This window comes from Aquirufa novilacunae (assembly GCF_045310505.1).
GTDB classification, from domain to species: domain Bacteria; phylum Bacteroidota; class Bacteroidia; order Cytophagales; family Spirosomataceae; genus Aquirufa; species Aquirufa novilacunae.
This window is the reverse complement of sequence record NZ_JBEWZG010000002.1, coordinates 494,791-508,845: the sequence shown is the minus strand read 5'-3', so window position 1 is coordinate 508,845 and position 14,055 is coordinate 494,791. Positions and strand designations below refer to the sequence as shown.

The 14,055-nt window shown below is 41.9% G+C and carries 20 protein-coding genes; 1 reads left to right on the top strand and 19 read right to left on the bottom strand.

The annotated features are described in order from the left end of the window. Window positions 1-8 precede the first annotated feature (8 nt). The 18 genes from rpsE to rplC all read right to left on the bottom strand — a co-directional run bounded on the left by rpsE (window position 9) and on the right by rplC (window position 8,746). A complete protein-coding gene (gene rpsE / locus V7S74_RS07505; protein ID WP_130895429.1) occupies window positions 9-527 on the bottom strand; it encodes a 30S ribosomal protein S5 in 519 nt (172 codons plus the stop codon). A gap of 9 nt (window positions 528-536) precedes the next feature. Further along, on the bottom strand, window positions 537-884 hold the full coding sequence (gene rplR / locus V7S74_RS07500; protein WP_406778152.1) for a 50S ribosomal protein L18: 348 nt from the start codon (window positions 882-884) through the stop codon (window positions 537-539). A gap of 42 nt (window positions 885-926) precedes the next feature. Next, on the bottom strand, window positions 927-1,484 hold the full coding sequence (gene rplF / locus V7S74_RS07495; RefSeq protein WP_406778151.1) for a 50S ribosomal protein L6: 558 nt from the start codon (window positions 1,482-1,484) through the stop codon (window positions 927-929). Between the two features lie 57 nt (window positions 1,485-1,541). After that, a complete protein-coding gene (gene rpsH / locus V7S74_RS07490; RefSeq protein WP_130895432.1) occupies window positions 1,542-1,937 on the bottom strand; it encodes a 30S ribosomal protein S8 in 396 nt (131 codons plus the stop codon). 76 nt (window positions 1,938-2,013) lie between these two features. Next, the gene (gene rpsN, locus V7S74_RS07485; protein WP_130895433.1) at window positions 2,014-2,283 is read right to left on the bottom strand and encodes a 30S ribosomal protein S14; all 270 of its coding nucleotides are present in this window, start codon (window positions 2,281-2,283) and stop codon (window positions 2,014-2,016) included. A 43-nt stretch (window positions 2,284-2,326) separates the two neighbouring features. Then, window positions 2,327-2,881, bottom strand: a complete 555-nt coding sequence (gene rplE, locus V7S74_RS07480) for a 50S ribosomal protein L5 (protein ID WP_406778150.1) — start codon at window positions 2,879-2,881, stop codon at window positions 2,327-2,329. 43 nt (window positions 2,882-2,924) lie between these two features. Next, a complete protein-coding gene (gene rplX, locus V7S74_RS07475) occupies window positions 2,925-3,260 on the bottom strand; it encodes a 50S ribosomal protein L24 (RefSeq protein WP_130895435.1) in 336 nt (111 codons plus the stop codon). Between the two features lie 41 nt (window positions 3,261-3,301). Next, window positions 3,302-3,670 (bottom strand): 50S ribosomal protein L14, encoded by a 369-nt coding sequence (gene rplN, locus V7S74_RS07470; protein WP_223131596.1) that lies wholly within the window; start codon window positions 3,668-3,670, stop codon window positions 3,302-3,304. A gap of 44 nt (window positions 3,671-3,714) precedes the next feature. After that, window positions 3,715-3,972, bottom strand: coding sequence for a 30S ribosomal protein S17 (gene rpsQ / locus V7S74_RS07465; RefSeq protein WP_406778149.1), 258 nt, complete (start codon window positions 3,970-3,972; stop codon window positions 3,715-3,717). A gap of 69 nt (window positions 3,973-4,041) precedes the next feature. Then, window positions 4,042-4,233: a 50S ribosomal protein L29 gene (gene rpmC / locus V7S74_RS07460; RefSeq protein ID WP_406778148.1), complete on the bottom strand. Its 192-nt coding sequence runs from the start codon at window positions 4,231-4,233 to the stop codon at window positions 4,042-4,044. 41 nt (window positions 4,234-4,274) lie between these two features. Next, the gene (gene rplP, locus V7S74_RS07455; protein WP_377980627.1) at window positions 4,275-4,694 is read right to left on the bottom strand and encodes a 50S ribosomal protein L16; all 420 of its coding nucleotides are present in this window, start codon (window positions 4,692-4,694) and stop codon (window positions 4,275-4,277) included. A gap of 35 nt (window positions 4,695-4,729) precedes the next feature. Next, the gene (gene rpsC, locus V7S74_RS07450) at window positions 4,730-5,548 is read right to left on the bottom strand and encodes a 30S ribosomal protein S3 (protein ID WP_406778147.1); all 819 of its coding nucleotides are present in this window, start codon (window positions 5,546-5,548) and stop codon (window positions 4,730-4,732) included. Between the two features lie 23 nt (window positions 5,549-5,571). Further along, window positions 5,572-5,946, bottom strand: a complete 375-nt coding sequence (gene rplV, locus V7S74_RS07445) for a 50S ribosomal protein L22 (RefSeq protein ID WP_406778146.1) — start codon at window positions 5,944-5,946, stop codon at window positions 5,572-5,574. A 35-nt stretch (window positions 5,947-5,981) separates the two neighbouring features. Then, window positions 5,982-6,260, bottom strand: a complete 279-nt coding sequence (rpsS, locus tag V7S74_RS07440; protein ID WP_130895442.1) for a 30S ribosomal protein S19 — start codon at window positions 6,258-6,260, stop codon at window positions 5,982-5,984. Between the two features lie 4 nt (window positions 6,261-6,264). Continuing rightward, window positions 6,265-7,092 (bottom strand): 50S ribosomal protein L2, encoded by an 828-nt coding sequence (gene rplB, locus V7S74_RS07435; protein WP_406778145.1) that lies wholly within the window; start codon window positions 7,090-7,092, stop codon window positions 6,265-6,267. A 45-nt stretch (window positions 7,093-7,137) separates the two neighbouring features. Continuing rightward, window positions 7,138-7,425 (bottom strand): 50S ribosomal protein L23, encoded by a 288-nt coding sequence (gene rplW / locus V7S74_RS07430; protein ID WP_223131599.1) that lies wholly within the window; start codon window positions 7,423-7,425, stop codon window positions 7,138-7,140. Window positions 7,426-7,461: 36 nt separating this feature from the next. Beyond that, window positions 7,462-8,091, bottom strand: a complete 630-nt coding sequence (rplD, locus tag V7S74_RS07425) for a 50S ribosomal protein L4 (RefSeq protein ID WP_130895445.1) — start codon at window positions 8,089-8,091, stop codon at window positions 7,462-7,464. A gap of 37 nt (window positions 8,092-8,128) precedes the next feature. Further along, a complete protein-coding gene (rplC, locus tag V7S74_RS07420) occupies window positions 8,129-8,746 on the bottom strand; it encodes a 50S ribosomal protein L3 (protein WP_406778144.1) in 618 nt (205 codons plus the stop codon). Between the two features lie 656 nt (window positions 8,747-9,402). On the opposite strand from rplC, the gene V7S74_RS07415 reads away from it, so the two are divergent. Beyond that, a complete protein-coding gene (locus V7S74_RS07415) occupies window positions 9,403-12,078 on the top strand; it encodes a bifunctional YncE family protein/alkaline phosphatase family protein (protein ID WP_406778143.1) in 2,676 nt (891 codons plus the stop codon). Here V7S74_RS07415 and V7S74_RS07410 read toward each other — a convergent pair whose 3' ends face one another. Then, window positions 12,079-14,055 (bottom strand): TonB-dependent receptor plug domain-containing protein, encoded by a 1,977-nt coding sequence (locus tag V7S74_RS07410; protein WP_406778142.1) that lies wholly within the window; start codon window positions 14,053-14,055, stop codon window positions 12,079-12,081. It abuts the gene before it with no gap.

Below are 14,055 nucleotides of genomic sequence, written 5' to 3'. Positions count from 1 at the left end.
CGCTCTGATTATCCATTAAATACTTTAGCAACAGAGATTCCACGTTGGAATGCTACTGAGTGTGGAGCTCTCATCTTCACTAATGCATCGATGGTTGCCTTCACTACGTTGTGTGGGTTAGATGATCCTTTAGACTTAGCTAAGACATCATGTACACCTACCGATTCTAACACGGCACGCATCGCACCACCGGCGATCAATCCTGTACCTGGTGCAGCTGGCTTAATTAAAACGAAACCACCTGAGAATTTACCTAATTGCTCGTGAGGAACTGTGTTCTTCAACAAAGGAATTTGGAATAAGTTTTTCTTAGCGTCTTCGATACCTTTTGTGATAGCGTCAGTTACCTCGTTTGCTTTTCCTAAACCGTATCCTACGATACCAGCACCGTCACCTACGACAACGATTGCTGAGAAACTAAAACGACGACCACCTTTAACTACTTTTGCAACACGGTTGATGGCTACTACTTTCTCCTTCAACTCACCTTCGTTAACCTTTATTGGTTTTGCTTGTAAATGCGACATATCTATTTCTTAAAATTGTAAGCCACCCTCGCGAGCACCTTCAGCTAATGATTTAATTCTTCCGTGATACAAATAACCATTACGGTCAAAAACTACCTTCTCAATTCCAGCCGCCTTCGCTTTTGCAGCGATAGCTAAACCTACTGACTTTGCAGCTTCAATATTGTTGTTCACTTTATCTTTTGTGTAAGAAGTAGCTGACATGATAGTCTTACCAGCTAAATCATCTACTAATTGTGCATACAATGCAGAATTAGAGCGATATACAGTTAAACGCGGACGCTCCGCTGTTCCTGCAATCTTAGCGCGAATCGCACGTTTAATGCGGGTTCTGCGTAAATTTTTGGTTGTTGCCATTTGTTAACTTGTTTGTGTGGATTTCCGGCCCACGCTTATAATTTATTTTTTACCGCCTGCTTTACCAGCTTTACGACGTACTTGCTCTCCTAAGAAACGAACACCTTTACCTTTGTATGGTTCAACTGGACGTAGAGACTTGATTTTCGCAGCTACTTGACCGATTAATTGCTTATCAATCGAATTCAATGTAACCATTGGATTCTTTCCTTTCTCCATTGCAGTTGCGATAGATACTTCAGCAGGAATCGACATGAAAATCGCGTGAGAGTAACCCAAGCTTAATTCTAAAATATTTCCTTGATTTGCGGCCTTGTAACCAACCCCGATGATTTCCAAAACTTTTTGGTATCCTTCACTCACACCCACGACCATGTTGTTGATCAATGAACGATATAAACCGTGCATCGCTTTGTGACGTTTTTGTTCTGTTGGACGAGCCACAGTCAAAACACCTTCTTCGATGTTAACGATGATATCTTGATCAATTTGTTGTGACAAAGTTCCTTTAGGTCCTTTTACTGTCACTAAATTACCAGCACTCACTTCTACAGTTACTCCTGCAGGGATGGTGATAATCTTATTTCCAATTCTTGACATTGTAATAAATTATAGCTTAAATTCCGAGATTGCTCTCCTTTCAGCGTGAAACAAAAATTAATATACGTAACAAAGTACTTCTCCACCTACGTGTAAAGTACGAGCTTCTTTATCTGTAATTACTCCCTTAGAAGTAGATAAGATAGCGATACCTAATCCGTTCAATACGCGTGGTAACTCTTCAGCACCATTGTATTTACGAAGACCTGGCTTAGAAATACGAGTCAAGTTAACGATAGCGGGTTGCTTCGTAACTGAGTTGTATTTCAACGCAATTTTGATGGTTCCCTGTACGGATGAATCATCGAATTTATAGTTTGAAATGTATCCTTTATCAAAAAGTACTTTCGTAATTTCCTTTTTAATGTTGGAAGCAGGAATTTCAACTACCCTATGGCGTGCCTTCAAGGCATTTCTCAATCGGGTTAAATAATCTGCTATTGGATCTGTCATTGTTTTTAAATTTGCCGCAGGTCTTTTAAAATGGGCCTGCAAAATTACAAAAATGAATTTAATTAATCAAATAATATTACCAGCTTGATTTAGTTACACCTGGAATCAAACCATTGGATGCCATTTCACGGAACGTAACACGGCTAATACCGAACTTACGCATATATCCACGAGGACGTCCTGTTAATTTACAACGGTTGTGTAAACGTACAGGAGATGCATTTTTTGGAAGTTTATCCAATCCAACGTAATCTCCAGCTGCTTTTAAAGCTGCGCGCTTCACTGCATATTTTGCAACTGCTGCTTCGCGTTTTCTTTCTCTTGCTTTTACTGACTCTTTAGCCATTTTGTAAAAATTTAAAGGTTTTTATGAAAGCCTAAAGGGCTATTTATTTTTTTTGATTTGCAAAAGGCATTCCAACCGCTGCTAATAAAGCGAAAGCTTCTTCATCTGTTGAGGCTGTCGTCACAAACGTGATATCCATACCAGAGATTTTACTTACTTTATCGATTGAAATTTCAGGGAAGATGATTTGCTCTTTAACCCCTAATGTATAGTTTCCACGACCATCAAATCCTTTTTCAGAGATTCCTTTAAAGTCACGAACACGTGCTAAAGAAACTGTTGTCAAACGATCTAAGAATTCGTACATACGATCTCCACGTAACGTTACTTTCACACCGATAGGCATATCTTCACGTAATTTAAAGTTCGAGATAGCTTTCTTAGAGATCGTCGCTACCGCTTTTTGACCAGCGATCTGCGTGATTTCTTCGATAGCGATATCGATTAATTTCTTATCCGACACTGCGGCTCCTACGCCTTTGTTGATTACGATTTTAGTAATCTTAGGCACTTGCATGATAGACTTGTACTGAAACTTTTCTTTCAAGCTTGGTACAACCTCCTTAACAAAACGTTCTTTTAATCTAGGTACTGCCATTGTAGTATATTTTGTGGATTTCCGACCCACGGTTAAGTTCTAATTATGCGATAAATTTACCAGTCGCTTTAGAATAGCGTTGTAATTTACCCTTCTCGTTCAATTTACGACCTGTACGTACAGGCTTTCCGTTTTCTACAACCATTAGGTTAGAGATGTGGATTGAACCTTCACGCTTTTCGATTCCTCCTTGAGGATTAGCTGCAGATGGCTTAACGTGCTTAGTTTGCAAGTTAGCTCCTTCTACGATTGCACGAGATTTTTCAACGATCACTTGAGTGATTACACCCGTCTTGCCTTTCGCATTACCTGCGATCACTTGAACAGTATCTCCTTTTTTAACGTGCAATTTTGCTGGTTTACTTGTATTTTTTTCCATTGTATGATTATTAAATTGGGTTCACCCAATATCTCATCTAATTATAAAACTTCAGGGGCTAGGGAAACAATTTTCATGAATCCTGCATCACGCAACTCACGCGCAACTGGCCCGAAAATACGAGTTCCTCTCGGCTCATCATTTGCGTTTAATAAAACGGCTGCGTTATCTTCGAAACGAATATATGAACCATCTTTACGACGAATTTCTTTCTTCACACGAACAACTACTGCTCTTGAAACGGTTCCTTTCTTCATGTTAGAAGAAGAAAGTGCTGACTTCACAGAAACGACAATTTTATCTCCAATAGAAGCGTATCTTTTGCCAGTACCGCCTAATACGCGAATGACTAAAACTTCTTTTGCTCCAGAATTATCCGCTACACCCAATCTTGATTCTTGCTGTAACATTATATTTGATCTTTAAATTTTAAATTTTGTATAACAATATAGAATTACTTCGCTTTAGCGACGATTTCTATTAATCTCCAACACTTGTTCTTCGAAAGAGGGCGTGTTTCCATTACTTTAACTGTATCACCGATGCCACACTCGTTATTCTCGTCGTGAGCCATCAATTTAGTAGTCTTCTGTACGAACTTTCCGTACAATGGGTGTTTTACCTTACGGTCAACTGTTAACGTGATAGACTTGTCCATCTTGTTACTTACCACTTTCCCAATTCTAACTTTTCTTAGATTTCTTTCTTCCATGGTTGTTGGATTAATGTTAAACAATTGGCCGATAGCGTATTTGAACCGGCCTATTAAAAATTAATTAAATTAAGCTTTTTTTGCCGCGCTTAGAGCAGTTTCTAACTTCGCGATCAATTTGCGGTTTTGACGAATGCGCATTGGATTCTCAATCGGTGAAATAGCGTGAGCTAATTTCAAACGAGAGATATTCTCTTGCTCAGCAGCAATCTGCTTCTTCAATTCTTCAACTCCTAGTTTTTGTATTTCTGCGTTTTTCATAACAATGTTATTTGGATGTATTAAACTGTAGGTCTAATATCCTATTCTGAATAATCTCTACGAACTACAAACTTCGTACGCATTGGCAATTTTTGTGCCGCTAAACGTAAAGCTTCTTGAGCGATCGCCAAAGGAACCCCTGCCGATTCAAACAAAATAGTTCCTGGACGAACATTAGCTACCCAATATTCTGGAGCACCTTTACCCTTACCCATACGAACCTCTGCAGGCTTCTTAGTGATAGGTTTATCAGGGAAAACACGAATCCAAACTTGTCCTTCACGTTTCATAGCACGGGTTACCGAGATACGAGCTGCTTCAATTTGACGAGCTGTGATACGACCTGGCTCTAAAGATTTAATAGCGAATGATCCAAAATCAATCTCGTGGCCACGGGTTGCAACACCTCTTACGCGACCTTTTTGTTGCTTACGAAATTTCGTTCTTTTTGGTTGTAACATCTTCTTATAAGTCTAATATCTAATTCAAATATATTTTATCGCTTTCCACCACGGCCACGGTTCGCACCGCCAGCACCTGGTTTGTTACGGTCACCACCTTGATCTGCTCCTTCTGGACGACGGCCACGACCACGGTCATCACCACGTCCACGAGGTCCACGATCACCACCGCGAGAATCCGCTGCAGTTGATTGTAATCCCATGTTTGCATTAGGAGATAAATCTGGCTTACCGAAAACCTCTCCACGGAATACCCATACTTTGATACCGATCTTTCCGTAAACAGTTAAAGCTTCAGAGATAGCGTAATCAACATCCGCACGAAGCGTATGAAGAGGAATACGTCCTTCTTTGTATCCTTCAGAACGTGCCATTTCAGCACCACCTAAACGACCTGATAATTTTAATTTAATTCCTTGTGCACCTACACGCATCGCAGAAGCGATAGCTTGCTTCATTGCACGACGGAATGAAATACGAGCTTGTAATTGTTGAGCAATTGCTTCCCCGATTAATTTCGCATCGATTTCTGGACGCTTAATCTCAAAGATGTTGATTTGAACATCCTTACCAGTGATTTTCTTTAACTCTTCTTTTACCTTGTCTACCTCAGCACCTTGCTTACCGATAACCACACCAGCACGAGCTGTGTTGATTGTCAAAGTGATGCGCTTTAAGGTACGCTCAATAATAACTTTTGAGATAGATCCTTTTGGAATACGAGCGGCAACGTACTTTCTGATTTTCTCGTCTTCAACAAGCTTATCTGCGAAAGTCTTTCCTCCGTACCAATTAGAATCCCAACCTCTTACGATACCTAATCTTAATCCAACGGGGTTAATTTTTTGTCCCATTTCTTGTTTTATCTAATAGTTAATTATTCTGCTGAACTTGTTTCTAAAGCAGGAGCTTCTGAAGAAGCCACTACTAAAGTGATGTGATTTGAACGCTTCAAGATGCGGTGACCTCTTCCTTGCGGAGCAGGACGTAAACGCTTGATCGAAGCACCTCCATCAACGAAGATAGTCTTGATGAACAAGTCCGCTTCCTCAATTTTAGCATCGACATGCTTGTTTTGCCAGTTAGAAACCGCAGAGAGTAATAATTTCTCTATCGATTTAGCACCAACTTTGGGCTCAAATTTTAAGATACCCAACGCTTTGGATACTTTCTGTCCACGTACCATGTCTGCGACAATACGCATCTTCTGCGGCGACGTAGGAACATTTCTTAATTTAGCAATTGCTTCCATTTTCAATATTGATTAAGACCCGAGAGTCTATCTATTTACCTTTTACCTTTGTCTTTTTTCGCCACGTGACCACGGAAGTTACGTGTTGGAGAGAACTCACCTAATTTGTGACCTACCATATTTTCAGTTGCAAAAACAGGGATAAATTTATTCCCGTTATGTACTGCGAATGTGTGACCTACGAAATCTGGAGAGATCATTGAACGTCTAGACCATGTTTTAATCACGGATTTCTTTCCGGATTCGTTCATAGCCTGAACCTTGTTATCAAGGCGGTAATCAATGTAAGGACCTTTTTTTAGTGAACGTGCCATCTAACTATTTTTTTCTTCTACTGATGATAAGACGATTAGTGTGTTTCTTTGGATTGCGAGTTTTCTTACCCTTAGCCAATAAACCGGTACGAGAACGTGGGTGACCTCCTGAAGAGCGACCCTCACCACCACCCATCGGGTGATCAACTGGGTTCATTACGACACCACGAACACGTGGACGACGACCTAACCAACGGTGACGTCCAGCTTTACCTAAGTTCACGTTCATGTGATCTGAGTTAGATACTGTACCGATTGTCGCAAGACAACGAGCTAATACCATACGCATCTCACCTGAAGGCAATTTCAAGGTAGCATATTTTCCATCACGTGCTAACAATTGAGCGTACGTGCCAGCAGAACGAGCCATTTCAGCTCCCTTACCAGGTTGTAATTCGATTGCGTGCACTAATGTACCTAACGGGATGTTTGCCAAAGGCAATGTATTTCCCACCTCTGGAGCTACTTTCTCTCCTGAGATAACTGTTTGGCCTACCTGGATTCCAGCTGGTGCCAAGATATATGATTTCTGACCGTCTGTATACTCAATAAGAGCGATACGAGAAGTACGGTTTGGATCGTATTCTACTGTTAATACCGTTGCAGGAACATCAAATTTCGCACGAGTGAAATCAATCACACGGTAACGACGCTTGTGACCACCACCAATGTAACGCATTGAGCGACGACCATCTGCATTTCTACCACCCGTTCTTTTGATCGGTTCTAGTAAAGGCTTGTACGGTTTGTCCGTAGTAATCTCCTCGAACGTAGGCGCGATGCGCTGACGTTGTCCTGGAGTTGTTGGTTTAATTTTTTTAATTGCTGCCATTTAATTAGTTCAATTTATCGGGATGAACCCCCTTAGTTTTTTTAATTAGATTCCTTGGTAGAAGTCAATTACTTCACCTGGAGCTACTGTTACAATTGCTTTCTTGATCGTAGAAGTACGTCCAGAAGTGACTTTAGTACGTGTAGACTTGGATTTTACTTTTCCAATTTGACGCATTGTTCTCACATCTTGAACATCAACACCGTACATCTTCTTCACCTCTTTGGCAATCTCAATCTTGTTTGCTGTCAACTCAACAACAAACGTGTATTGGCCTTTCTCTTGCATGGCTTGCGACTTTTCAGTCAAGGCCGGACGTTTAATAATGCCCATTTTTATTTTCGTTTATAACAGAAAATCTTCTGTCAATTAGTTACTGAATGATGACTCAATTTTTTCAATCGCTGCAGTTGTGATTAACAACTTACCTGCGTTCACTAAATCGTATGTGTTCACATCTCCTGCGGTTGTAACCTTAGTTTTTGGAACATTACGACCAGATAATACTACATTCTTGTCTACTTCTGGAGTGATCAATAATGTTTTTGTGTTATCTAATTGAAGCGCTTTCAACATTGCTAAATACGCTTTTGTTTGTGGCGTTGCGAATGAAACTGAATCTAAGATCGCGATATCACCAGATTGAGCCTTAGCAGCTAAAGCTGATTGGCGAGCCAAAGCTTTCACTTTCTTGTTCAATTTGAAGTGGTAATCACGTGGGCGTGGTCCGAAGATACGTCCACCACCTTTCATCAAAGGAGATTTCATTGAACCTGCACGTGCACCACCCGTACCTTTTTGTTTCTTAATCTTGCGAGTCGAGCGAGAAACTTCTGCACGCTCTTTCGCTTTGTGAGTTCCTTGACGTTGGTTAGCTAAATATTGCTTCACATCTAAGTAAACCACATGCTCGTTAGGAACGATACCAAAGATTTCGTCAGAAAGAGTAATTTTCTTTCCGGTATCTTTTCCTGCTATGTTATATACTGATAATTCCATGTTTCAGAATGTCTATTGTTTAGGCTAGGCCCAATTTTTAATTTTCAATGATTACGTATGAGTTCTTAGCTCCAGGTACTGATCCAGAAACTACTAATAAGTTTTTCTCTGGATAGATTCTCAAAACTTGAAGGTTTTGAACCTTTACACGATTACCACCTGTACGACCCGCCATGCGTAAGCCTTTGAATACACGAGATGGGAATGAACACGCACCAATTGAACCTGGGTGACGACCGCGGTTATGCTGACCGTGAGTTTGACCACCCACACCGGCAAAACCGTGACGCTTAACAACACCCTGGAAACCTTTACCTTTAGATGTTCCGACAACGTCTACGAACGTATCTAATTGTAACATTTCAACAGTTAAAACATCCCCTAAAGCTAGAGGCTGCTCAAACGTGCGAAATTCTACCAATTTCTTCTTGGGAGTAGTATTTGCTTTCTTGAAGTGACCCAACAAAGATTTTGTTGTGTGCTTTTCTTTCTTCTCACCGTAGCCGATTTGAACAGCGTTATAGCCTTCTTTCTCTACAGTTTTCACTTGTGTAACCACACAAGGACCGGCTTCGATTAGCGTACATGGAACAGCTTTACCGTCTTCCATGTATAGGCTAGTCATTCCGACTTTTTTACCAATAATTCCTGACATAATATGTTAATATTTAAAATATAAATATGCTTACAAGGCTACCGAGGCTTGTTGTAAGACTTTTATTCAAAATCATCGTTCAACTGAACGTGATATAGGAATCTAAACAATAAAAAAAAGCAGAATTGGTATAAGGCGACAAGATGGACCCGCTGTGGATAACAGCGAAAAAACACCTTGTGTAGCTTAATATTTAATTAATGGGCTGGGCATTCAACGGTCATCAATCAATACCAGTTCTAACACAAAAATCAAGCTTTCCTCGATTTAAGACCTGTTTGACATGCATTTTATGTGTTTTAAATAAATTCGGGAAGTTCTGCCAACCTCTCTCTGAATAAAAAACTGCGTTTGTCGAACGGGAGTGCAAAGGTAGGAAAAAAAATAATACAAACAAGAGGTGCGTTAAAAATATTTTGAAAATCAAGCAATTAGTAGTCAGTAGTCAGTGGGCAGTAGTCAGGGGGATGGTGAATGATAAATGATAAATGATAAATGGTGAATGCCTTCGGACTAAGACGAAGTCGACTAAGTCACACAGTGACGACTAGCGACTAATGACTCCCGACTGACGACTGAGTCGCTCCTCAAATTTATCACTCCCTTAATATACCTTACCCCTACCTTATCTAACTTAGGGCAAACATTTCCTTACCATGAAAAAAATCCGCTTACTGATTATCCTATCCCTCATTGCTATTAAAGCAAATGCACAGCAAATACTAGAGGTCCCTGGACTTGACGAGTTTGCCAAAATAGACACGAATGGCCATTCTGTTTTACCTAGTGGTCGTTATGTTACACCGGCTGGGAAGACGATTCGTATTACGGATGACCCTTTTGGACTATCGATTAGTCCTGATAAAAAATGGGCTGTAACCGTTCACAATGCTGCGTTCACGCGAGTAGACCTACAAACGAACACGTCTAAACGTTTTCCTCCTTACGGAACACCAGATAAAATCTCTCCTTATGGCAAAAGTTCATTCCTAGGGATTGTGTTTGCTGCTGATAGCAAGAGCTTTTTTCTGAGCGGTGGAGATGCTGGGAATGTGTATCAAGTAGATATTGTGACGGGAGCTGTCATGAGAACGCTTTCCTTGGACGGCCCAATTGGTGAGAAAATATATAAAGATAGTTTTGCTTCCGATATGGTGTTGATGCCGGAAACGAATGAACTACTTGTATTAGATCAGGCAAATTATCGAATGGTGCGCATTGATCTAGGAACGGGAGGATTGAAATCGAGTACGGGAACTGGCCGCTTGCCTTTTGGGATTACGCTTAGTCCTGATCATCAATCTGCCTTCGTAGCAAATGTGGGCATGTATGCCTATCCTTTAGTAGAGGGAACGACGCCAGAGAATCTCAAAACGCAGTATATTCCGTACCATCCGTATGGAAATGATACGAAAGAATCGAAAGAGGGGACCGTTATAGAGGGCAAAAAGATTCCAGGGGTGGGAGATCCACGCGCAGATGAGGCGATGAGTGTATTCCAAATAGATTTAAAAACGAACAAAACTGTTAAAGTATATAAACCTGGTTTTCAGTTAGGGGAAATGGTGGAGGAGATGGAAGTTGTGGGTGGTTCTAGCCCTAATTCGGTAGCGGTAGGATCGCAATATGTCTACGTCAGCAATGCGACGAACGATAATATTGCGGTGATTGATTACAAGACCAAACAGATTAAAACCCACATCCCAATTCAATTTTCTTCTTTATTAGATAAGCGTCGGGGATATTTACCGTTCGGTTTGACCTTAAGTAAGGATGAAAAAACATTATATGTCACACTTTTAGGCTTAAATGCGGTGGCGGTGATCGATGTAGCTTCCAAGAAAACTAGTGGATTTATTCCCACGGGATGGGGGCCTACTCGTGTGAAACTTTCAGAGGATGAAAAAACTTTGTACGTGACTTCCTGCCGTGGATATGGTGCGGGTCCAAATGGTGGAGCAGGTTATAAAGCACCTAAACAAGGGACTTACATTGGGGATGTGCAATTAGGTACTTTCCAAACGATACCTATGCCTTCTTCCGCAGAATTAGCTAGCCTAACCCAGCGGGTTAAAAACAATACATTTGTAGTGAAAGATGCCGCTAACAGAGGCAACAAAACCTTTTCGCTGGCTAAACCGGGACAATCTCCTATCAAACACATCGTGTATATAACAAAGGAAAATAGAACCTATGATGAGGTTTTTGGTCAGTTTAAGGGAGCTAAGGGGGATACTACCATTGCCCGCTACGGATTGAATCGTACGGTTTATGAAAAAGGTAAAACGTTTAGAAATGCCGACGTTTCTCCTAATCACCACCAAATCGCAAAAGCCTTCTCCATGAGTGATAACTTCTATTGCGATAGCGATGCCTCGATTCACGGTCACCACTGGATGATGGGCGTGATTCCGAATGAATGGGTGGAAACGAATTCTAGTGTCAGCAAAACAGCGAAGATCTTCTCAGAGGCTCCAGGACGTCGTTTTCCAGGTTCCACAGGAAGTATGGACCCGGAGGATTATGCAGAGATCGGCGGAATTTGGGAGGCTTTAGAGCGCAAGAATATTCCTTTTTACAATTTTGGCGAGGCAAATGAGACAGGACACGTGCGCGAAGATTGGTCAGATACCTTGACGGGGGCGGGTCATATTGTGATGGTACCGATGCAGAAGGCCTTGTACAAAAACACCAGCCACAATTATGCGGGCTTTAATATGAGCATTCCAGATCAATTCCGCGTGCAACAGTTCGAGACGGAATTCACAGAGAAATGGTTAAGCGGCAAAGAAAAAATGCCTGCTTTAGTGACTATACAACTTCCAAATGACCACGGAGCTGATGTTGATTCCGCAGCAGGATTCCCTTACCGATCGTCGTTTATGGCGGATAACGATTTAGCTTTAGGTCGCATGTTGCAGTTTTTATCCCACACGCCGTATTGGAAAGATATGCTAGTGATCGTCACGGAGGATGATCCCCAAGGGGGCGTTGACCACATCGATGCACACCGCAGTATCTTGATGATGGCCGGACCTTATGTCAAAAGAGATTATGTGTCACATCGCCATGCGAATTTTGGGTCGATATTGCGCGTAATTTATACCTTGTTAGGCGTTCCTGCCGTGAATCATTACGATCAGACGGCGAGCGTTTTGGATGACTTTTTTACAGACACCCCTAATTTCAAGCCTTACCAGTTTAGCTTCCCGGATAAACGCATTTTCGATGCGGATAAGACGATGATTCGCTATAATCGCACGATCGATTGGCGTAAAATCAAGAAGACGGTAGAGATGGATGATGAGGAAGATCAGCGAAAAAATCACTAATTACCAACTGTATCCGACTTGCAAATGAAGGCTGCGGCCCATGCCGTCGATTCCTGATCCATGCATTCGATAAGGCACATCGCCTAAATTTACGCCCTGCATACCTAGTTGAATGTGGGGCGTTAGTTTATACGAAGCTTGTAACTGAAGAATGCCCCAACCGGCTGTTCCACCTGGATTCATCCGATTATCTGATTTGTCTCCAGCGCTAAGTCGGTCTTGGCGATCCGCAAAAAGCCAAAGCAATGCAATGTTTCCTTTATCGAGTTGGTAATTCACAGACAGATTTCCATTGAAAGGAGGAATGCGGCGCATTGGTTCGTTTTGCGTTTGGTTTTGGCCCAAAACATAGGAAATCGAATTTCCTACACTAAACCGTTCCCCTAGCACCAGCGTTTGTGACCACTCAAAACCATAGAGATAGGCCTGATCCACATTTTCTTTGCGATATACCGGATATCCTTGAATAATTTCCGTCGTTTTAATCCGCGTAATTAAATTCGTCAGCGAAGTATGAAAAGCTGACCACTCTGCTCTGTAACGTCGGTTTTGGACCCGAAATCCGATATTTTTCGTCAATGAATATTCCGGCTTTAACTGGTAGGCGGGAAGCTCATACCGAAAATCAACGATTCCTAAACTGCCTAAATCATCTAAATTAGGCGCACGAAAACCCGATGCGATGGAAGCAAAAACCGTGAATGACGGACTAAGCGCATACGATAGACCGCCATCATAAACGAAAGCTCCTACTGAAATTTGTGCATCTTTCACCGTTGTGTCTGGAAGAAAAGCAGTCATCTGTTGGTAGCGCAAACCGGCATGTACTTGCCACGATTGATAGGCCCACTCATGCAAAGAAAAGGCCGAAAAGGTAGCATATCGTGATTTATCTGGATACAAGGCACGTAAAGCAGTCGTTTTCGTATTGACATCTTGGCGACGACTTCTTACCCCATCCGCGTAAAATTCTAGGCCTGTCGATGAATGAAGTCCAGGGACAAACTCACTTTTAAAAGAGCCGATTATTCCAAGAGTTCTAACTTCATCTGCCTCTTTTCGCAAGGTGCTGGAGCCTTTTTTCTGCAAGGCTCTCTCCTCGATACTTTCTTGTAAGGACGCTGTTATTTCAGCGGTTTGCAGCAAATTGTGCTGCCCCTGGTAAGTTAGGCGAGAATATCCCCGAAGATACGACTGCAAAGTCATTTCATTCAAGGCAAAGTTTTCTAATTGAATTTTGTGATAGACAGGGACGTGATCTTGTGTATTCTGTTGAACAAGGTTCTCGAGGGTAAAATGCTCCCCTAGTTTTGCGCGGTATTGCACTTGGAGATTTTGTTCTTCATATCCTGTGGGACGCTGAAAAGATCCTCCGCCTCCGCGACGAATATCTCCAAACGATTTCTTCCCGGCCAAGACGGAAATCGAATTCCGTTCTGATTGAAATTGTAATCGAGCTAAGCCACTGAGCTCCATGCCTTGGCTGATTCCCCTTCCCAAGAGCTGCCCAGACCATGATTTCGCTCCAAAAGTCGGTTTTTTAGAAATTAAATGCACCGCGCCAGTCAACGCATCCGATCCGTATTGAACAGAGCCCGAACCTCGAACTACCTCGATTTGGTCGAGGGAAAAAGGGTCAATCGTGTTTAGGTATTGATTAGGGCCGTAGCGAAAGGTAGAGTTATTAAAGCGAATGCCGTCTAAGACCAGCAGCGTTTGATTTCCCGTCAGGCCGCGAACAAAGGCAGAGCCTCCACCTTGATTCGTGCGTTGTAAAAACACGCCCGGAACGCTCGAAAGTACTTCCGGTGTATTCATTAGTTGTGTACTCTTTACTTTAGACGCATATACAGGTATCGCAAGACGTTGACTTACCACAGGTTGTCTGCTTGCGCTGACCACTACATTAACCAAGGTGTCCGAAAGGCTCGCAAAAGCCAAACGGACGCCTAACATACTCAATACAATAAAATTCAT